Below are 19,417 nucleotides of genomic sequence, written 5' to 3' on the forward strand. Positions count from 1 at the left end.
GTCACGCTGTCGGAGACGGCATTTCAGTCTGAGGGGAGTCATGGGTGCGGGCTGACGCAGCGCCCGGCACCCAGACGCTTCGAGGCTGGCAGCGACGGGCGCTGGTGAAATACCTGTCCGCGCAGCCGCGCGACTTTCTCGCCGTAGCCACGCCCGGTTCGGGCAAGACCACCTTTGCTCTGCGCGTCGTCGCCGAGCTGCTGGCGCAGCGCACCGTCGAGGCCGTGACGATCGTCGTGCCCACCGAGCACCTCAAGATCCAGTGGGCGCAGGCGGCCGCGCGCCAGGGCATCGCGCTGGACCCGAAGTTCTCGAACTCGAACTCCCAGACCTCCTCGGAGTACCACGGCGTCGTCGTCACCTACGCCCAGGTGGCCAGCCATCCCTCGCGGCACCGCGTCCGTACCGAGAATCGCAAGACGCTCGTCGTGTTCGACGAGATCCATCACGGCGGGGACGCCAAGAGTTGGGGCGACGCGATCCGGGAGGCCTTCGACGATGCCACCCGCCGGCTCGCGCTGACCGGTACACCGTTCCGCAGCGACGACAGCGCGATCCCCTTCGTCACCTACGAGCCCGATAAGGCGAATGCGCACTTGAAAGTTTCGAAGGCGGACCACACCTACGGCTACTCCGACGCGCTGGCCGACGGCGTGGTGCGGCCCGTGATGTTCATGGCGTACTCCGGTGAGGCCCGGTGGCGCGACAGCGCCGGCGAGGAGCACGCGGCGCGCCTCGGCGAGCCGCTGACCGCAGAGCAGACCGCCCGGGCGTGGAAGACCGCGCTCAACCCGGCGGGACAGTGGATGCCCGCGGTGATCGCCGCCGCCGACACCCGGCTGCGCGGGCTGCGCCGGCACGTGCCCGACGCAGGCGGGATGGTCATCGCCTCGGATCAGACGGCTGCCCGCGCGTACGCCGACCTGCTGACCACGATCACCGGCGAGGCGCCCACGGTGGTGCTCTCCGACGACAAGGGCGCGTCGGACCGCATCTCGCAGTTCTCCGCAGGCACGTCGCGGTGGCTGGTGGCGGTGCGCATGGTGTCCGAAGGGGTCGACGTGCCGCGCCTGGCGGTCGGGGTCTATGCGACCAGTGCGTCGACGCCGCTGTTCTTCGCCCAGGCGATCGGACGTTTCGTGCGGTCCCGGCGGCCCGGCGAGACGGCGAGCATCTTCCTGCCGTCGGTGCCCAACCTGCTGCTGCTCGCCTCGGAAATGGAGGCGCAGCGCAACCACGTGCTGGGCAAGCCGCACCGCGAGACGCTCGACGACCCGCTCGACGCCGAACTGGCCGAGCAGAAGCGCGACGAGCCCGACGACGGCGAAGGCAAAATCGAGTACCTCGGTGCCGACGCCGAGCTGGATCAGGTGATCTTCGACGGCGCCTCTTTCGGGACGGCGACGCCCGCCGGCAGCGACGAGGAGGCCGACTACCTCGGCATCCCCGGCCTGCTCGACGCCGCCTCGATGCGAGACCTGTTGCGGCGCAGGCAGGATGAGCAGCTGCAGAAGCGCACCGAGTCCGGCGCGGTGGTGCCGCCGACCACGCACGGCCAGTTGCGCGAGTTGCGCCGCGAACTCAACACGCTGGTCTCGCTGGCGCACCATCGCACCGGCAGGCCGCACGGCTGGATCCACAACGAACTGCGCCGGCGGTGCGGGGGTCCGCCGGTCGCCGCGGCCACCCGCGAGCAGCTGGCGGAGCGCATCGAGGCGGTCCGGGTGCTACAGCGCGAACTGACGGCCTGAAGCCAGCTTCGCGAGATTCGCCAGCGAGTTCTCCAGGTGGCTGGTCGGGAACGGCGGGAAGGTGATGCGCTGCCGCAACTCCCCGGGAACCCCCGACCAGTCGTAGGTGAGCGCGACGCGGGTCTGCCCGGGACCGGCGGCGTCGAGGTCGTATCGCCATGTCCAGCCGCCGAATTCGAGCCGGCCGTCCTCGCCCTCCTGTCCCGGTTCCCAGGCGATGGTCCGGTGCGGTTCCCAGGCGATCACCTTGTTGGCCATCTCGTAACGCCCGTCGGGGTGGTTGTCGTGGTACATCGCGACGCGGAAGATCTGCCCCTCTCCGCTGATGGGTTCGCCGTCGAGGGATTCGCGGACCCACCCGGTGCCGTCGATGGCGGCGTGGTTGGCGGGGTCGGCCAGCACCGCGAACACCGCGGCGGGTTCGACGTCGACGACGGTGGTGACGGTCAGTGTTTCGGTCATGCAGGTCCGACTCCGCATGATCGCGGAACTCATCGCTACAGGCCGAGCAGTGTCGGCAGGTCTGCCACCGAATCGATGACGTGGTTGGGCTGCATCGCGAATTCGTCTGCGGCCCAACGGTCCAACGTGTCCTGCCGGAACTTGCCCGTCCGCACCAGCACGCCCGTCATCCCCACCACCTGCGCGGCGAGCACGTCGTTGTTCAGGTCGTCGCCGATCATGTACATCTCGTCCGGGTCGACGCCGAGCCGGCTCGCGGCCGACAGGAAGCCCTCGGGCGCCGGCTTGCCCACCGCGGTGGCTTTGCGCCCTGAGGTCTCCTCCATGCCGATCAGGTACATGCCGGTGTCCACCCGCAGCCCGTCGGTGGTGGTCCACGCGGTGCTGCGGTGCATCGCCACCACCGGCACCCCCTGGGCCATCCAGTCGTACACCCAGGACAGCGTCAGGTGGGTGTACTCGGGTCCGGCGCCGCCGAGCAGCACGACGTCCGGCGCCTCGGGCGCCCGCGGACCGCTGAACTCGGTCGAGTAGACGAGGTCGAGGCCGGGCATGTCCTCGCCGATCTGCCCGCTGTTGACCAGGAAGCATCGGGCATCGGGGTAGCGGTCGCGGACGTAGTCCGCGGTCAGCACCGCCGCGGTGATCACCTCGTCGGCACTCACCGCCATCCCCGCCTCGGTCAACAGGTCGGCGATCTGCACCCGGGTGCGGGTCGTCGTGTTGGTCAGATAGGCGCACGCGACCTGATGCTCGGCGAGCGTGCGCAAGGTGTCGGCCGCGCCGGGGATCGGCTGCCACGAGGTCACCAGAACGCCATCGATGTCGAAGAGCACTCCACCGATCGCCATGGTGCGACAGTAAACCGCCGCCGGTCGAGCGCAACCGGAGGCAGCCGGGGGACGAAACCTCAGTATCTTGATGCCATGACCGCGAAATGGACCGCCGACAATGTGCCCGACCAGTCCGGGCGGACCGCCGTGGTCACCGGAGCGAACTCCGGCATCGGCTACGAGGCCGCGCACGTCCTCGCCGGCCGCGGCGCGCGCGTCGTGCTCGCGGTGCGCGACCTCGCCAAGGGCCGGCGCGCCCAGGAGACGATCCTGGCCGCGCATCCCGGTGCCGACGTGACGGTGCAGGAACTCGACCTGTCCTCGCTGGCGAGCGTGCGCAACGCCGCCGAGGCGCTGCGCACGGCGCTTCCCGCGATCGATCTGCTGATCGACAACGCCGGCGTCATGTACCCGCCCAAGCAGGTCACCGCCGACGGCTTCGAATTGCAGTTCGGCACGAACCATCTCGGCCACTTCGCGCTCACCGGTCTGCTCCTGGACCGTCTGCTGACCGTCGCCGGATCCCGAGTGGTCGTCGTCGCCAGCATCGCCCACAACATCCGGGCCGACATCCACTTCGACGACCTGCAGTGGGAACGCGGCTACAACCGCGTCGCCGCCTACGGCCAGTCCAAGCTGGCGAACCTGATGTTCACCTACGAGCTGCAGCGCAGGCTCGCGGCCGCGGGCGCCCAGACCATCGCCGTGGCCGCCCACCCCGGCATCTCCAACACCGAGCTGATGCGCCACGTGCCCGGCTCCGGACTGCCCGGTTTCGCCAAGCTCGCCGGCCTGGTCACCAACAGCCCGGCCGTCGGCGCGCTGGCCACGCTGCGCGCGGCCACCGACACCGGCGCGCGCGGCGGCCAGTACTACGGACCGTCGGGGTTCCGGGAGCTGGTCGGGCATCCGGTGCTGGTGCAGTCCAACCGCAAGTCCCACGACGAAGCGGTGCAGCAGCGACTGTGGGCGGTGTCCGAAGAACTCACCGGCGTCAGCTACCCGGTCTGATGCGCAGCGTCGAGGAACACCGCCGGGTGGTGGCCGGTCTGATCACCGCGCGGCCGCCGACGGCGCTGCCGCTGGCCGACGCGCTCGGCCTGGTGCTCGCCGAAGAGGTGGTGGCCGGGGTGTCGCTGCCCGGCTTCGACAACTCCGCGATGGACGGGTACGCCGTGCTGGCCGCCGACGTCGCGACCGCCTCCGACGCCGCCCCGGTGCAACTGCCCGTCGCCGAGGACATCCCGGCCGGCCGCACCGACATCCCCACGCTGGCGCCCGGGACGGCGCACCGCATCATGACCGGCGCGCCGCTCCCCCACGGCGCGACCGCCGTCGTCCCCGTCGAGGCGACCGACGGCGCCGTCGACACCGTGGCGATCCGCGCCCGCGCCGCCGAGGGGCAGCACGTCCGGCGCGCCGGGGAGGACGTGACCGCGGGGACGACGGTGCTGCAGGCCGGGCAGGTGCTCACCCCGGCGGCGCTCGGCCTGGCCGCGGCGCTGGGGCTGCGGGAGCTCACGGTGACGCCCCGTCAGCGCGTCCTGGTCGTCTCCACCGGTACCGAGCTGGTGTCGCCCGGCACCGCGCTCGCACCGGGGCAGATCTACGAGTCCAACGGTGTGATGCTGGCCGCCGCGGTCCGCGATGCCGGCGCGGAGGTGATCGCCTCGCCGACGACCGGCGACGACGTCGACGCGTTCCGTGAGACGCTGCAGCGCCACCTCGGCGGTGAGCACCCAGCCGACCTGGTCCTCACCACGGGCGGCGTCAGCGCCGGAGCCTACGAAGTGGTCAAGGACGCGCTGGGCGGACCGTCGGGCGGCGTCGAGTTCGTCAAGGTCGCCATGCAGCCGGGGATGCCGCAGGGCGCCGGCTCGCTGGAGGGCACCCCGACGGTCACGCTGCCCGGCAACCCGGTCAGCGCGCTGGTGTCCTTCGAGGTGTTCGTCCGCCCGGCGTTGCGCGCGGCGATGGGCCTGACGCACCCGGACCGGCCACGACGCACCGCGATGCTGACCGAGGACCTCACCTCCCCGCGGGGGAAACGGCAGTTCCGCCGCGGCGTGCTCGACCCCGTGACCGACACCGTCACCAGCTACGGCCCGCCCGCATCGCATCACCTGCGCTGGCTGGCCTCGGCGAACTGCCTGCTGGAAATCGACGAGGACACCTCAGAGGTGGCGTCGGGCTCGCGGGTGCAGGTCTGGGACCTGCGCTAGCGACCCTTGCCCGTAGAATCGCCGGACGATGGCCAGACGCCCCGACCTCAAAACAGGCCCCGCGCGGCTGGCGGCCCTGATCCGTACGTCCGTTCCCCCGATGCACGCTGCGGGTCTGCCGTTCGTCGGCGCGAGCCTCGCCGTTGCGTTGGCCGGACGCCGGAATCGCTGGATTCGCCGTGCCGGGCTCACCTCCGCCGCCGCCAACGCCGCGTTCTTCCGGCACCCGCCCCGGACACCTCCGGCCCGACCCGGGGTCGTCGTGGCCCCGGCCGACGGCCTGATCTGTCTGGTGGACGAGGAGGTGCCGCCGAGCGAACTCGGTCTCGCGGCAACGCCGCTGCCGCGAATCAGCATCTTCCTGTCGCTGCTGGACGCGCACGTGCAGCGGGCGCCGATCGGCGGTGAGGTGGTCACCGTCCGGCACCGCCCCGGCCTGTTCGGGTCCGCGGATCTGGAGGCCGCCAGCGCCGACAACGAGCGCAACAGCGTGGTGATCCGCACCCCGGAGGGTGCGGAGGTGATCGCGGTGCAGATCGCAGGGCTGCTCGCGCGCCGCATCGTCTGCACCGCCAAGCCGGGCGACAAGATCGGCATCGCGGAGACCTATGGCCTGATCCGCTACGGGTCGCGGCTCGACACCTATCTGCCCGCGGGGTCGAATGTGTTGGTCAGCGTCGGCCAGCGCACCCTGGCCGGCGAGACCGTGCTGGCCGAGCTGCCATGATCCAACCCCGCAAGCCCCGGCTCAAGACGCCGGTGGTCAGCGCCAAGATCCTGCCCAGCGCGATGACGGTCGCGGCGATCTGCCTCGGGTTGAGTTCGGTGAAGTTCGCGTTGGACGACCGGCCCACCGAGGCGATGGCGTTCCTGGCGATCGCGGCGATCCTCGACGCGCTCGACGGGCGCATCGCCCGCGCCCTCAACGCCACGTCGCGGATGGGCGAGGAGATCGACTCGCTGGCCGACGCCGTGAATTTCGGTGTGGCACCGGCATTCATCGTCTACGGGACGCTGCTGTCCACCTCGCGGGTGGGGTGGATCGTCGTGCTGCTCTACGCGGTGTGCATCGTGCTGCGGCTGGCGCGCTTCAACGCGATGCTCGATCTCGAGAGACCGGACTACGAGAAGAAATACTTCGTCGGGATGCCCGCCCCGGCCGGGGCGATCGGGGCGATCGGTCCGCTGGCCGCCAAGATGCAGTTCGGCGACGGCTGGTGGACCTCCGAGCCGGCCGTCGTGATCTGGATGATCGGGATCTCGCTGCTGGTGGTCAGCACGCTGCCGATGCGCAAGATCCACACGTTCTCGGTGCCACCCAACATGGTCGCGCCGCTGCTGGCCCTGCTCGCGATCGGTGTGGCCGCATCGATCCTCTACGGCTATCTCGTGATCCTGGTGATCATCCTCGGCTACATGCTGCACATCCCGTTCGCGATCCGGACCCGACGGTTCCTCGCGGCGCACCCGGAGGTCTGGGATGACAAGCCGCGCCAGCAGCGCGCGGCACGCCGGGCCATCCGCCGCGCCCAGCCGCACCGCCGGTCGATGGCGCGCCTGGGGCTGCGCAGACCGCCCAGGAGGTGACGATGGCCCCGACGACGGCGCACCTCACGCTGACCGCGCGGCTGAACACCTCGGCCCTGGACTCCCGCCGCGGCGTCATCCGGCTACACCCCGAAGCGATTGCGGCGCTCGGCATCCGGGAGTGGGACGCGGTGTCCCTGACCGGGTCGCGCACGACGGCCGCTGTGGTCGGCATCGCATCCGACGGCACGCCGACGGGCACCGCGCTGCTCGACGACGTGACGCTGTCCAACGCCGGCCTGCGGGAGGACGCCGCGGTGATCGTCGCCCCGGTCACCGTCTTCGGCGCCCGGTCGGTGACGCTGACCGGCTCCAACCTGGCGACCCGGTCGATCACCCCCGCGACACTGCGGCAGGCGCTGCTGGGCAAGGTGATGACCGTCGGGGACACCGTGTCGCTGCTGCCGCGCGACCTCGGTCCGGGCACCTCGACATCGGCGGCCAGCGCCGCGCTGGCCGCGTCGGTCGGCATCACCTGGACCTCTGAGCTGCTCACGGTCACCGAGGTCGACCCGACGGGACCGGTCAGCGTGCAACCCAATTCGCTGGTCTGCTGGGGAAGTGCGCAGGCGGGCGCGGTGACCGACCAGCGCGCCCCGACCGGGACGCACGTCGTCACCGAGGAGACCGCGCCCACGCTGAATTTCGACGACCTCAAGGGGGCGCACGCGCAGGCCGGTCGGCTCGCCGAGTGGCTCAAGCTCGCCCTCGATCAGCCGGAGCTGCTCGAAAAGCTGGGTGCTGCAGCCAATCTCGGGGTGCTGGTGTCCGGTCCGGCGGGCGTCGGCAAGACCAAGCTGGTCCGGACGGTGTGCAGTGGCCGCCGGCTGGTGGAACTCGACGGCCCGGAGGTGGGGTCGCTGCGCCCCGAGGACCGGCTGTCCAATGTGTCCTCGGCGGTCGCCTCGGTGCGCGACGGCGGTGGGGTGCTGCTGATCACCGACGTCGACACCTTGCTTCCGGTTCCGGCCGACCCCGTCGCGACGCTGATCCTCGCCGAACTACGTTCGGCCGTCGCCACTCCCGGTGTCGCGTTCGTCGCGACGACCGCGGTGCCCGACGCCGTCGACCCCCGGCTGCGGGCGCCGGATCTGTGCGACCGCGAACTCGGCCTGAGCCTGCCCGACGGGGCCGTGCGCAAGCAACTGCTCGAGGTGCTGCTGCGTGACGTACCGTCGGCCGAACTCGACCTCGACGAGATCGCGGAGCGGACACCGGGTTTCGTGGTAGCGGATCTGGCCGCGCTGGTGCGCGAGGCCGCGCTGCGGGCGGCGGCACGGGCCAGCGACAACGGCGACGCGCCCGAATTGCGGCAGGAAGATCTCACGGGTGCGCTGAGTGTGATCCGGCCGCTGTCGCGGTCGGCCACCCAAGAGGTGTCGGTCGGGTCGGTCACCCTCGATGATGTCGGCGACATGGCCGAGACCAAGCAGGCGCTCACCGAGGCGGTGCTGTGGCCGCTGCAGCACCCCGACACGTTCGCCCGGCTCGGAGTGGAGCCGCCGCGTGGTGTGCTGCTCTACGGGCCGCCGGGCTGCGGCAAGACCTACGTCGTACGGGCGCTGGCCAGCTCCGGCCGGTTGAGCGTGCACGCCGTCAAAGGTGCTGAGCTGATGGACAAGTGGGTCGGCTCCTCGGAGAAGGCGGTGCGCGAGCTGTTCCGCCGGGCGCGGGACTCGGCGCCGTCTCTGGTGTTCCTCGACGAGATCGACGCGATGGCGCCGCGGCGCGGACAGAGCTTCGACTCCGGGGTCACCGATCGCGTGGTGGCCGCGCTGCTCACCGAACTCGACGGCATCGAGCCGCTGCGCGACGTCGTCGTGCTGGGTGCCACGAACCGCCCGGATCTGATCGATCCGGCGCTGCTGCGGCCCGGCCGGCTGGAGAAGCTGGTGTTCGTCGAGCCGCCGGACGCCGAGGCGCGCGCGCAGATCCTACGCACGGCGGGCAAGTCGGTGCCGCTGGCCCGCGAGGGCGCCGATGCCGTGGACCTCGACGCGCTGGCGGCCGAACTCGACGGGTACAGCGCCGCCGATTGTGTGGCGCTGCTGCGCGAGGCCGCGTTGACCGCGATGCGTCGCTCGATCGACGCCGCCGACGTCACCGCCGCCGACGTCGCCGCCGCCCGTGAAGCGGTGCGCCCCTCGCTGGATCCGCTGCAGGTCGAATCTCTGCGCGCGTTCGCCGCCGGCCGCTGACATTGCATCTTGACACTGCCTAGTTCAGTCGGCATCCTCGAACTAGGCATTGGCAAGATGAGGGAGGACCCATGACAGCACCGCTGACGGCGCGGGCCGGCGATCGCGACCGCGAGGCCACCGCCGATCTGCTCGGACAGGCACTGGCCCAGGGCTATCTCGACCTCGAGGAGTACGACGGCAGGCTGCGGCAGGTCTACGACGCGCGCACCACCCCCGACCTGCGGTACCTGACCGCCGACCTGCCGGTGGCGGAACTGCGACGCAACGATCCGCGCCGGCATGCCGCCCGGCGTGCGGCGGCCCGCCGCGGGGTGGCGTTCCATGTGGCCGGCTACCTCGCGATGGTCGTGATCGTGCTGACCGTCTGGCTGGCGGTCGGGATCGGCACCGGCGGCTGGTACTTCTGGCCCATCTGGCCGATCCTCGGCGCGGGCATCGGCGTGGCCTCCCACGCACTGCCGATCCGCTACGCGTTCCCGCCCTGCCGCGCGCGCCGCTACCCCGGCTCGCCGTACTCGTCGAACCAGTAGGCCAGCTTCCCGCGCCGGCTCACCGCCCGCAATCGGCGCTCGGCCGCCTCCCGCGTCGCCGTCGTCGTCACGATCATCACCTCGTCGCCGATCTGCAGCCGGGTCAGCGGCTCCGGGACGAACGCCCGCCCGGCCCGGATGATCAGCGTGATCACACTCGGATCGGGCAGCCGCAGTTCCAGCACCGTCACGTTGTGCAGCCGCGAGCCCCGCGCGACCGTCGTCGTCAGCAGCTCGGCGCCCAGGACGTCCAACGGGGCGGCGTCCACCTGCACTTCGCGGGTGGTGTCCCGCGGGATCAGGTCCAGCCACTCGGCGACCCGCCGCAGGCTGGGCCCCTGCACCAGGGTGAACAGCACGACGAGGATGAACACGATGTTGAGCAGCCGGTCGCTGCCGGGCACGCCCGCCACGATCGGATAGGTCGCCAGCACGATGGGCACCGCGCCGCGCAGCCCGGCATACGACAGGAACGCCTGCTCCCGCCACGGCACCCGAAAAGCCCACAGGGACAGCACAACCGACAGCGGCCGGGCCAACACCAGCAGCACCACGCCCGTCACGACCGCGGGAATCAGCTCGTCGAGCAGCTCGTCTGGCGACACAAGCAGACCCAGGATGACGAACAGCCCGATCTGCGCCAGCCAGCCCGACCCCTCGGCGAACGAGCGGGTCGCCGAGCGGTGCGGCAGCCCGGAATTGGCGAGCACCACGCTGGCCAGGTAGGCGGCCAGGAATCCGCTCGCGTGCGCCGTTCCCGCGGCGGCGAACGCCAGCATGCCGAGTCCGAACGTCGCCAGCGGGTACAGGCCCGCGGCGGGCAACGCGGTGCGGCGCAGCGCGATCGCGCCGAGGAAGCCGCATGCCAGCCCGATCAGCGCACCGACGGCCAACTCGTAGACCATAGTGCCGACGATCGTGACCGGCTCGAGCACCAGTGGTGTCACGCTGAAGAGCAGCACGAGGATCACCGCGGGCGCGTCGTTGAAGCCGGATTCGGCCTCCAGCAGCCCGCCGAGCCGCCGGGGCAGCGGCACCACCCGCAGTACCGAGAACACCGCCGCCGCATCGGTGCTCGACACGATCGCCCCCAGCAGCAGGGCCAGCTGCCAGTTCATCCCGAGCAGCAGATGCGCGGCCACCGCGGTGATGAGGGTGCTGACCACCACACCGACGGTGGCGAGCACCGCGGCCGGCGCGAGCACTCTGCGGATGTCGGCGAACCGCGTCGTCAGACCGCCCTCGACCAGGATCACACCCAGCGCCGCGGTGCCCAGATCCTGCGCCAGCTGCGCGTTGTCGAAGTGCAGGCCGAGTCCGTCCTCGCCGACCAGCACGCCGACCCCGAGGAACAGCAGAAGGCTCGGTAACCCGGCTCCGGTGGCCAGCCTGGTGGCGGCGATGCTCGCCAGCAGCACCAGGCCCCCGATGAACAGCGCCACGTACAGCTCGTGCAGAGTCACTGTTTCCTCGCTGCAGGCACTTGTGTCGCTGTCAGTAAATCAGCACAGTCTCATCTATGCGGATCGCGATAGCCGGTGCCGGTGCGGTCGGCCGCTCCGTGGCGCAGGAGTTGGTCGACTACGGCCACAAGGTGCTGCTGATCGAGAAGGAGGTCCATCGCTACGAGCCGGCGACGGTGCCGGGCGCGGAATGGTTCCTTGCCGACGCGTGCGAGGTGTCCTCCCTCGAGGAGGCCGAGATGCACATCTGCGACGTGGCGATCGCCGCGACCGGCGACGACAAGGCGAACCTCGCGATGGCGCTGCTGGCCAAGAGCGAGTTCGGCATCGGCCGGGTGGTGGCCCGCATCAACGACGCCCGCAACGAATGGTTGTTCACCGACGGCTGGGGCATCGACGTCGCGGTGTCGACACCGGTGGCCATGGTGGCCGCAGTCGAGGGCGCCATCGACGTCGGCCATGTGGTGCGGCTGATGGCGCTGGGCCGCGGCCCGCGCGAACTGCGCGGCGAGGGCAGCGCCAACGTCGCCTCGTTCACGCTGCCTGCGGGCAGCCCGCTGGTCGGCCGGCGCGTCGGAGACCTGGCGATGCCGCGGGACAGCGCACTGGTCACCGTGCTACGCGGCAACCGGTTGATCGTCCCCGAGGCCAACGACGTCCTGCGCGACGGCGACGAGATCCTATTCGTCTGCGGCCCCGACGGCGAGGACCGCATCGAGGTGATGGTGACCGGGCGCTGACGCGGCCGGGCGGGGCGGTCCCGCCCCGTAGACTGGGTGCCGGCTCTGCCGCCCACGACGAAACCGCCCGCCGACCGAGACGAACGGAGCCATGCTCGCCATCCTCGCTGCGCACGCAGTGGCCACCGTGCTGGCGCCGGTTCTCGTCCACCGCTGGGGGCGGCGCGCGTTCTATCCGCTGGCGCTGGTCCCGCTCGGCTCGCTGATCTGGGTCGCCGGGCACTGGCCGGGCAGCGGACCGGGGCAGCGGCTCACCGTGCCCTGGGTGCCCGACCTGTCGATGGACATCACACTGCGCTTCGACGCGCTCGCGGCGATCATGAGCGTGCTGGTGCTCGGCGTCGGGGCGCTGGTGCTGTTCTACTGCGCCGGCTACTTCCACCACCACGACGGGCACACCGAGAAGCGGCTGCCCAGCTTCGCCGCCGAGATGGTCGCGTTCTCCGGCGCCATGTTCGGCCTGGTCACCAGCGACAACATGCTCGTGCTGTACGTGTTCTGGGAGATCACGACGGTGCTGTCGTTCCTGCTGGTCGGCCACTACGCCGAGCGCGCCATGAGCCGGCGTGCCGCGACACAGGCGTTGTTGGTGACGACGCTGGGCGGGCTGGCGATGCTCGTCGGCATCGTCGTGATCGGCAACCGTGCCGGCACCTTCCTGATCTCCGAACTGGTCGCCGATCCCCCGACAGGGGTCGCCGCCTCGGTGGCCGTGGTGCTGATCCTCGTCGGCGCGCTGTCGAAGTCGGCCATCGTGCCGTTGCACTTCTGGCTGCCCGGCGCGATGGCCGCCCCCACCCCGGTCAGCGCCTACCTGCACGCCGCCGCGATGGTCAAGGCCGGTGTCTACCTGATCGCCCGGCTCACGCCCGGCTTCGCCGACGCCCCGGAATGGCGGCCGACCGTGATCTCCCTCGGGCTGCTGACCATGCTGCTGGCCGGGTGGCGCGCGATGCGCGAGTACGACCTGAAGCTGATCCTGGCGTTCGGGACGGTCAGCCAGCTCGGTCTGATCACGGTGATGGTCGGGGCGGGCGGCAGCGAGATGATGCTCGCCGGTCTGGCGATGCTGTGCGCGCACGCGATGTTCAAGGCCGCGCTGTTCATGGTCGTCGGCGTCATCGACCACGCCACCGGCACCCGCGACATCCGCAGGCTGGCCTGGCTCGGCGACCGGAGCAGACCGCTGCTGGTGATCGCCGGCTGCGCGGCGGCCAGCATGGCCGCGCTGCCGCCGTTCCTGGGCTTCATCGCGAAAGAGGCCGACTTCGAGACCGTGCTGCACAGCCCCACCCTGGGCGCGGCGGCGCCGGTGGTGCTCATCGGCATCGTCACCGGGTCGGTGCTGACGACGGTCTACACCCTGCGTTTCGTGTTCGGCGCGTTCGGGCGCAAAGGCCTGCCGAAGCCGAGCACCCGGGTGAGCGAGATGCACCGCCCCGAAACCCTTTTCCTCATTCCGCCTGCGATCCTGGCCGGCGCCGGACTGCTGTTCGGGCTGTGGCCCTCCAACCTCGACGATGTGCTGGACGACTACGCCGACACGGTTCCCGATCCGGCCGGCTACGAAGCCGACTACTACCTGGCGCTCTGGCACGGCCTGAATCTGCCCCTGCTGCTGTCGGTCCTGGTGCTCGGCGCCGGTATCGCGGTGTACGTGAGCCGCGGCCGTCTCCGCCGGGCCCGGCTGGCGTTCCTGCCGCTGGCCAACGCCGATCGCATCTACGACGCGGTTCTGCGCGGCGCCGACATCATGTCCGTGCGGTTGACCGCGGTCACCCAGCGCGGCTCGATCCCGGCGACCCAGTCGGTGATCCTGACCACCCTCGTGCTGGTGCCCCTGACCGTGCTGGCGCTGGGGGCGCGCGACCGGCCGCACTTCGAGCTGTGGGAGTCCCCGCCCCAGGCGGTGGTCGGCGTGCTGATGCTCGCTGCCGCGTTCGCCGCCACGGTCATGCGCAACCGGCTGGCCGCGGTGCTCCTCGTCGGCGTCACCGGTTACGGGTGCGGGGTGATCTTCGCGTTCCACGGCGCACCCGACCTGGCGCTGACGCAGTTCCTGGTGGAGACGCTGACGCTGGTGGTGTTCGTGCTCGTGCTGCGGGTGCTGCCCGCCGAGACGGGCGGCGCCGACATCCGGCGCTTCCGGGTTCCGCGCGTCGCGCTGGCCGTGGCCGTCGGCGCGACGGTCACCACCCTCGCGGCGTTCGCGATGGCCGCCCGCTCCGGCAGGCCCATCGCCGATCTGCTGCCCGACGCGGCGTACCTGCGCGGCCACGGCGCCAATACCGTCAACGTGCTGCTCGTCGACATCCGCGCCTGGGACACCCTGGGCGAGATCTCGGTGCTGCTGGTCGCGGCCACCGGGGTGGCGTCGATGGTGTTCCGCAACAGGCGCTTCGGTGCGGCGCCCCGCGTCGCCGACGTGCGCGACGCGGGCCAGCCCGACATCGGCAAGCTCGCCGTCCACACCACCAACAGCCCCGCGGCCGGTGACGTCACCTGGCTGCGCGGCAGTGAACTGCGCGACCCCCGCAACCGCTCCCTGGTGCTCGAGGTCGCCACCCGGCTGATCTTCCCCGTGATGATGGTGCTGTCGGCGTACTTCTTCTTCGCCGGTCACAACACCCCCGGCGGCGGGTTCGCGGGCGGCCTGATGGCCGGCCTCGCCCTGGTGCTGCGCTACCTGGCCGGCGGCCGTTACGAACTCGGCGAGGCGCTGCCCTTCGACGCAGGCAAGATCCTCGGCGCGGGCCTGATGCTCTCGGCCGGCACGGCGGCCGCGTCGCTGCTGGCCGGCGCCCCCGTCTTGTCGTCGGCGCTGATCCAGTTCGACGTGCCGGTGCTGGGCACGGTCAAGTTCGTCACCGCGCTGTTCTTCGACATGGGCGTCTATCTGATCGTCGTGGGCCTGGTTCTCGACGTGCTGCGCAGCCTCGGGGCGCGGATCGACGAGGAGTTGGGGAAGTCACGATGACGACCTATCTGGTTCCGCTGGCCATCATCGGCGGGCTCACCACCGCCGGGGTGTACCTGCTGCTGGAACGGCACCTGACCCGAATGTTGCTGGGGCTGTTGCTGATCGGCAACGCGATCAACCTGCTGATCCTCACCGTGGGTGGGCCGTCGGGCAACCCGCCGGTGCGCGGCCGCACCAGTGCCGACAACACGACGACGGCAGATCCGTTGGCGCAGGGCCTGATTCTGACCGCCATCGTGATCACGATGGGGGTCGCGGCGTTCGTGTTGGCGCTGACCTACCGGTCCTACCGACTGAACACCCGCGAAGAGGTGAGCAACGACCCCGAGGACATCCGGGTGTCCCAGCAGTCCGGCACCGAGGTCGGCGAGGAACTCGAGGGTCGTCTGGAACCCGACCGCACCCGCGACACCGACCTGCCCGACGAACTCGACGCGCTGCCGGGATACGAGGGGTCACGATGATCGGCGGTCACCTCGCCGCGGTGTTGACCCCGCTACCCGTGCTGGTGCCGATGCTGGCCGCGGCCCTGACACTGCTCGCCGGCCGCAAGCCGCGTCTGCAGCGCGGCATCGCAGTGCTGGCGCTGTCGGTGGTGCTCGTCGTCGCGGCGATGCTGGTGCACCTCGCCGACCGCGACGGCACCATCGCGCTGCAGGTCGGCGGATGGGGGCCCACGGAACCGGGCATGGGGCCGCTGGGCATCACGCTGGTCGTCGACCGACTGTCGGCGCTGATGCTCGTCGTGTCGTCGGTCGTGCTGCTGGCCGTCGTCTTCTACGCCATCGGGCAGGGCATCCGGGACGGCGACGGGAGGCAACCGGTGTCGATCTTCCTGCCGACCTACCTGGTGCTGTCGGCGGGTGTGTTCATGGCGTTCCTCGCCGGTGACCTGTTCAACCTGTTCGTCGGTTTCGAGGTGCTGCTCAACGCGAGTTTCGTGCTGCTGACGATCGGCGCGAGCCGGGAACGCGTGCGGGCGGGCATCTCCTACGTGATGGTCTCGATGGTGTCCTCTCTGGTGTTCCTGTTCGGCATCGCGCTGGTGTACGCCACCACCGGGACACTGAACATGGCCGAGTTGTCGGTGCGCCTCGACGGCGTCTCCGAGGGGACACGCACCGCGCTGTTCGCGGTGCTGCTGGTGGCCTTCGGTATCAAGGCCGCGGTGTTCCCGCTGTCGACATGGCTGCCCGACTCCTACCCGACCGCGCCGGCTCCGGTCACCGCCGTGTTCGCCGGCCTGCTGACCAAAGTCGGTGTGTACGCGATCATCCGCTCCCACTCGCTGCTCTTCCCCGGCGGCGCCATGGACAACGTTCTGCTGGTCGCCGGGCTCGCGACGATGCTGATGGGCATCCTCGGCGCGATCGCGCAAAGCGACATCAAGCGGCTGCTGTCCTTCACGCTGGTCAGTCACATCGGCTACATGGTGTTCGGCATCGCGCTGTCGAACCAGCTGGGCATGTCGGGCGCGATCTACTACGTCGCCCACCACATCCTCGTGCAGACGACCCTGTTCCTGGTCGTCGGACTGATCGAACGGCAGGCGGGGGCGTCCACGCTGGAGCGGCTCGGCGGACTCGCCGCCGCGAGCCCGGTGCTGGCGTTCGTGTTCGTCGTCCCGGCGCTGAATCTGGGTGGTATTCCGCCGTTCTCGGGGTTCATCGGGAAGGTGGCGCTGCTCGAGGCCGGGTCGCAGTCCGGCTCGGTGCTGGCCTGGATGCTGGTCGCCGGCAGTGTCATCACCAGCCTGCTCACGCTCTACGTCATCGCGCGGGTGTGGACCAAGGCGTTCTGGCGCTCCCGCAAGGATGCGCCCGAAGGGCATCTGTCGGGCGGCGCACCGACGGTGCTCCTCGACGACCCCGAGGACTCGGTGGACATCGAGTTCGTCGACCGCGACGACGTGGGCCGGATGCCGATCGGCATGCTGGTGCCGACCGGTGCGCTGATCGTCGTCGGCCTGACGCTGACCGTCGCGGCCGGTCCGATCTTCGCCTACAGCGACCGGGCCGCGGCCGAGGTGCTCGACCGGGGGCAGTACATCAGCGCGGTGCTCGGGGAGGTGCCGAGATGAGCGCTTGCGCGAAGAGCCGAGGGCAGAGATGAGGACTCTGGCGCTGCGGGTCTGGATGGTGTGTTGGCTGATCCTGGTGTGGGTGCTGCTGTGGGGCACCATTTCTGCGGCCAACGTCCTCTCCGGTCTGGTTGTCGCGTTGGTGGTGACGCTGCTGCTGCCGTTGCCGCCGGTGCCCGTGGAGGGGCGGCTGCACCCGATCTCCCTGCTGCGCCTGGGCGTGCTCGTCGTCTACTACCTGCTGAGCTCCTCGGTGCAGGTGGCCGCGCTGGCGCTCAAACCCGGTCCGCCCCCGCTCACCGCGGTGCTCCGGGTCCACTTCGCGGTCAAGTCCGACCTCGTTCTGGTGCTCGCGGTCAACATCATCAACCTGACCCCGGGCACCATGGTGCTCGAGATCGATCAGCCCCGCCGGATGCTCTACGTACACGTGCTCGACGTCGGATCAGAGCGGACGGTGGTGCGCTTCTACCGCCAGGTGGCGACGCTGCAGAGGGTGTTGGTCGCGTCGTTCGAGCGGGACGCGGACTGGCGGGCCGCCGAGAAGGAGGCCACGCCGTGACCGTCGTCTGGATCGTCGCCGGGGCCATGCTGTCAGCTGCCGCCCTGGCCACCATGTTCCGCATGCTGCTCGGACCCACCACGCTCGACCGGCTGGTGGCGTTGGACACCCTGGTCGCCGTCGCGATGTGTGCCATCGGCACCTGGGCGGCGTTCAGCCTCGACACCACGGTCACCTACAGTCTGACCGCGCTGGCGCTGATCACGTTCGTGGGATCGGTCAGCGTCGCCCGATTCCGGGTGCCCGACGTCGACGACCCTGCGCACAAGGGACGGCACCGGTGACCGGCTTCGACATCGTCGCCGCGGTGCTGATCCTCAGCGGATCGGTCCTCGCGCTGACCGCGGCCATCGGGGTCGTGCGGTTTCCCGACACGCTCTCGCGGATGCACGCGGCTACCAAGCCGCAGGTGCTGGGACTGCTCCTGGTGCTGCTGGGCGCAGCGCTGCGGCTGCGCGGACACGTCGACGTCGGCATGCTGATCTTGACGGGGCTGTTCACCGTGATCACCGCGCCGGTGATCGCGAATCGGGTGGGCCAGCTCGCCTACCGCGAGCAGAACATCCGCGACGATCTGATGACCACCGACGAGATGCATGGTTTCGGCGACGATCGGGAATCCGGCGACCATGATTCGCCACGACGCTGACAGCCCGGGCCACCACGGGGCGCTCGGCGTCGCGATGGTGCGGGCGTGGGAGAACGACTCCGAACACCCCCTGTTCACCGATCCGTATGCGCGGCTGCTGGTCGAGGCCGCCGGCGCGGCGCTGCCGAGCGGCAGGCCCTGCGCCGGCGCGGACTACGCCGCGGCGCGCACGAAGTGGTTCGACGACTACGTGCTGTCGGCCAGTGCGGGCGGAGTCTCGCAGGTCGTGATCCTGGGCGCGGGCCTGGACACCCGTCCCTGGCGGCTGCCGTGGCTCAGCGACACCGTGATCTTCGAGGTGGAGGAACCGACGTTGTTGGCGTTGAAGGCCGCGACGATGGATGCTTCCGACGCGCAGCTGGGAGCCAAGTACATGCCGGTGCCGGTGGAGTCGGGCGACGACTGGACGCGCGCACTGCAGGCGGCCGGCTTCGACCACCTGGAGCCGACGGCCTGGTCGATCGAAGGGGTGCTGCCCGAGCTGTCCGCCGAGGCGCAGGATGCGCTGCTCTCCGAGATCGCCCTCTACAGCGCGCGGGGAACCCGCATCGCGGTCGAGGCGGCGACGAATCCGGATGTGGCGCAATGGTTGTGCTGCAACCGCTGGGAGGCGACGTCGATCGAGGTGCGCGACGTGATGGCCCGCTACCATCGGGCCGTCGACGACGACGCCACGGTTCCGCCGTACGTGTTCGTCCAGGGCAAGCTGCTCTAGGCAGGCCGCTCACTCCGAGAGCTGGAACTCCACCATCGCGGTGACGGTGTCGACGGCCTCGGAGAGCGCCAGCACCCGGTCGGCCGCCGTCGGAGCAGACAGCACCGAGTACCGGTCGGCCTGCCCCATCGGGAGCCGGGCGGTCAACGCGTACAACCACATCGCCGCATCGCCCGACTCGTCGGCACCGTGCACGATGTCGCGCGCATTGACCTGCGCCCCCCGCGCCGAGGCGATCCGCTCGAACAGCGCCACCATCCGGTCTTCGATGTCGCGGATCTGGTCGACCGTGACGGGCGCTCCGGGTTCATCGGGCCACAATTCGATCACCGCCCGCGGGTACGGATCGTCGGGCAACCACTCGATGACCCGAAACCTCTCGGCCATCGCACATTTCAAGCCGTAGCGGCCCTCACCGAGGTCGACGTGCTCGACGATGTGGGCCAGCGTGCCGACGTCGCTGCGACTGTCGCCGCCGCCGACTTCGCGACCCGCCGCGATCAGCACCACCCCGAAGGCGGGGTCGTCGGCAGCCAGACACGCCTGCACCAGGGCTGAGTATCGCGGCTCGAAGATGCGCAGCGGCAGCTCCTCGCCCGGCAGCATCGCCGTCTCGAGCGGGAACATCGGGACCGTGGGCAC

Annotated in this window: 19 protein-coding genes; 15 read left to right on the forward strand and 4 right to left on the reverse strand. The window is 70.6% G+C overall.

Translation table 11 applies throughout. From position 1 onward, the window contains the following. The first annotated feature begins 44 nt into the window (after positions 1–44). Positions 45–1,751, forward strand: a complete 1,707-nt coding sequence (locus tag G6N45_RS01590) for a DEAD/DEAH box helicase (protein WP_163720125.1) — start codon at positions 45–47, stop codon at positions 1,749–1,751. Here the strand turns inward: G6N45_RS01590 and G6N45_RS01595 are convergent. Together G6N45_RS01595 and G6N45_RS01600 are read right to left on the reverse strand one after the other, a co-directional pair. After that, the gene (locus G6N45_RS01595; RefSeq protein ID WP_246228840.1) at positions 1,728–2,213 is read right to left on the reverse strand and encodes an SRPBCC family protein; all 486 of its coding nucleotides are present in this window, start codon (positions 2,211–2,213) and stop codon (positions 1,728–1,730) included. The two genes, G6N45_RS01590 and G6N45_RS01595, sit on opposite strands and share 24 nt — an antisense overlap. 35 nt (positions 2,214–2,248) lie before the next feature. After that, complete coding sequence (locus G6N45_RS01600) at positions 2,249–3,064, reverse strand: HAD-IIA family hydrolase (RefSeq protein ID WP_163720127.1); 816 nt, start codon at positions 3,062–3,064, stop codon at positions 2,249–2,251. A 75-nt stretch (positions 3,065–3,139) separates the two neighbouring features. Here G6N45_RS01600 and G6N45_RS01605 point away from each other — a divergent pair, with 75 nt between their 5' ends. The 6 genes from G6N45_RS01605 to G6N45_RS01630 all read left to right on the forward strand — a co-directional run bounded on the left by G6N45_RS01605 (position 3,140) and on the right by G6N45_RS01630 (position 9,586). Continuing rightward, positions 3,140–4,057 carry an SDR family NAD(P)-dependent oxidoreductase gene (locus tag G6N45_RS01605; protein ID WP_163720128.1) on the forward strand — a complete coding sequence of 306 codons (918 nt, stop codon included), beginning with the start codon at positions 3,140–3,142 and terminating at the stop codon, positions 4,055–4,057. Then, positions 4,057–5,268, forward strand: a complete 1,212-nt coding sequence (gene moeA / locus G6N45_RS01610) for a molybdopterin molybdotransferase MoeA (RefSeq protein WP_163720129.1) — start codon at positions 4,057–4,059, stop codon at positions 5,266–5,268. The genes G6N45_RS01605 and moeA overlap by 1 nt, the downstream gene beginning before the upstream one ends. Before the next feature lie 28 nt (positions 5,269–5,296). Continuing rightward, entirely contained in the window at positions 5,297–5,995 is a 699-nt protein-coding gene (locus G6N45_RS01615) for a phosphatidylserine decarboxylase (RefSeq protein ID WP_163720130.1), read from the forward strand. Continuing rightward, positions 5,992–6,855 carry a CDP-diacylglycerol--serine O-phosphatidyltransferase gene (gene pssA, locus G6N45_RS01620; RefSeq protein ID WP_163720131.1) on the forward strand — a complete coding sequence of 288 codons (864 nt, stop codon included), beginning with the start codon at positions 5,992–5,994 and terminating at the stop codon, positions 6,853–6,855. The genes G6N45_RS01615 and pssA overlap by 4 nt, the downstream gene beginning before the upstream one ends. A gap of 2 nt (positions 6,856–6,857) precedes the next feature. Beyond that, positions 6,858–9,053, forward strand: coding sequence for an AAA family ATPase (locus tag G6N45_RS01625; protein WP_163720132.1), 2,196 nt, complete (start codon positions 6,858–6,860; stop codon positions 9,051–9,053). Positions 9,054–9,124: 71 nt separating this feature from the next. After that, positions 9,125–9,586: a DUF1707 domain-containing protein gene (locus G6N45_RS01630; protein WP_163720133.1), complete on the forward strand. Its 462-nt coding sequence runs from the start codon at positions 9,125–9,127 to the stop codon at positions 9,584–9,586. Here G6N45_RS01630 and G6N45_RS01635 read toward each other — a convergent pair. Continuing rightward, complete coding sequence (locus G6N45_RS01635) at positions 9,553–11,049, reverse strand: potassium/proton antiporter (protein ID WP_163720134.1); 1,497 nt, start codon at positions 11,047–11,049, stop codon at positions 9,553–9,555. The two genes, G6N45_RS01630 and G6N45_RS01635, sit on opposite strands and share 34 nt — an antisense overlap. Positions 11,050–11,105: 56 nt before the next feature. On the opposite strand from G6N45_RS01635, the gene G6N45_RS01640 reads away from it, so the two are divergent. The 8 genes from G6N45_RS01640 to G6N45_RS01675 all read left to right on the forward strand — a co-directional run bounded on the left by G6N45_RS01640 (position 11,106) and on the right by G6N45_RS01675 (position 18,775). Next, positions 11,106–11,789 carry a potassium channel family protein gene (locus G6N45_RS01640; protein ID WP_163720135.1) on the forward strand — a complete coding sequence of 228 codons (684 nt, stop codon included), beginning with the start codon at positions 11,106–11,108 and terminating at the stop codon, positions 11,787–11,789. A 91-nt stretch (positions 11,790–11,880) separates the two neighbouring features. Further along, the gene (locus G6N45_RS01645; RefSeq protein ID WP_163720136.1) at positions 11,881–14,766 is read left to right on the forward strand and encodes a Na+/H+ antiporter subunit A; all 2,886 of its coding nucleotides are present in this window, start codon (positions 11,881–11,883) and stop codon (positions 14,764–14,766) included. Next, positions 14,763–15,233, forward strand: coding sequence for a Na(+)/H(+) antiporter subunit C (locus G6N45_RS01650; protein WP_163720137.1), 471 nt, complete (start codon positions 14,763–14,765; stop codon positions 15,231–15,233). The genes G6N45_RS01645 and G6N45_RS01650 overlap by 4 nt, the downstream gene beginning before the upstream one ends. Beyond that, entirely contained in the window at positions 15,230–16,849 is a 1,620-nt protein-coding gene (locus G6N45_RS01655; protein ID WP_163720138.1) for a Na+/H+ antiporter subunit D, read from the forward strand. The genes G6N45_RS01650 and G6N45_RS01655 overlap by 4 nt, the downstream gene beginning before the upstream one ends. Positions 16,850–16,877: 28 nt before the next feature. Next, positions 16,878–17,411, forward strand: a complete 534-nt coding sequence (locus G6N45_RS01660; protein WP_163720139.1) for a Na+/H+ antiporter subunit E — start codon at positions 16,878–16,880, stop codon at positions 17,409–17,411. Then, positions 17,408–17,695 carry a monovalent cation/H+ antiporter complex subunit F gene (locus tag G6N45_RS01665; protein WP_082597851.1) on the forward strand — a complete coding sequence of 96 codons (288 nt, stop codon included), beginning with the start codon at positions 17,408–17,410 and terminating at the stop codon, positions 17,693–17,695. The genes G6N45_RS01660 and G6N45_RS01665 overlap by 4 nt, the downstream gene beginning before the upstream one ends. Continuing rightward, positions 17,692–18,060, forward strand: a complete 369-nt coding sequence (mnhG, locus tag G6N45_RS01670; protein WP_163720140.1) for a monovalent cation/H(+) antiporter subunit G — start codon at positions 17,692–17,694, stop codon at positions 18,058–18,060. The genes G6N45_RS01665 and mnhG overlap by 4 nt, the downstream gene beginning before the upstream one ends. Further along, positions 18,041–18,775 (forward strand): SAM-dependent methyltransferase, encoded by a 735-nt coding sequence (locus G6N45_RS01675; RefSeq protein ID WP_163720141.1) that lies wholly within the window; start codon positions 18,041–18,043, stop codon positions 18,773–18,775. The genes mnhG and G6N45_RS01675 overlap by 20 nt, the downstream gene beginning before the upstream one ends. A gap of 9 nt (positions 18,776–18,784) precedes the next feature. On the opposite strand, the gene G6N45_RS01680 is transcribed toward G6N45_RS01675, so the two are convergent. After that, a complete protein-coding gene (locus tag G6N45_RS01680; RefSeq protein ID WP_163720142.1) occupies positions 18,785–19,417 on the reverse strand; it encodes an LON peptidase substrate-binding domain-containing protein in 633 nt (210 codons plus the stop codon).

This window comes from Mycolicibacterium psychrotolerans, assembly GCF_010729305.1.
Taxonomy (GTDB): domain Bacteria; phylum Actinomycetota; class Actinomycetes; order Mycobacteriales; family Mycobacteriaceae; genus Mycobacterium; species Mycobacterium psychrotolerans.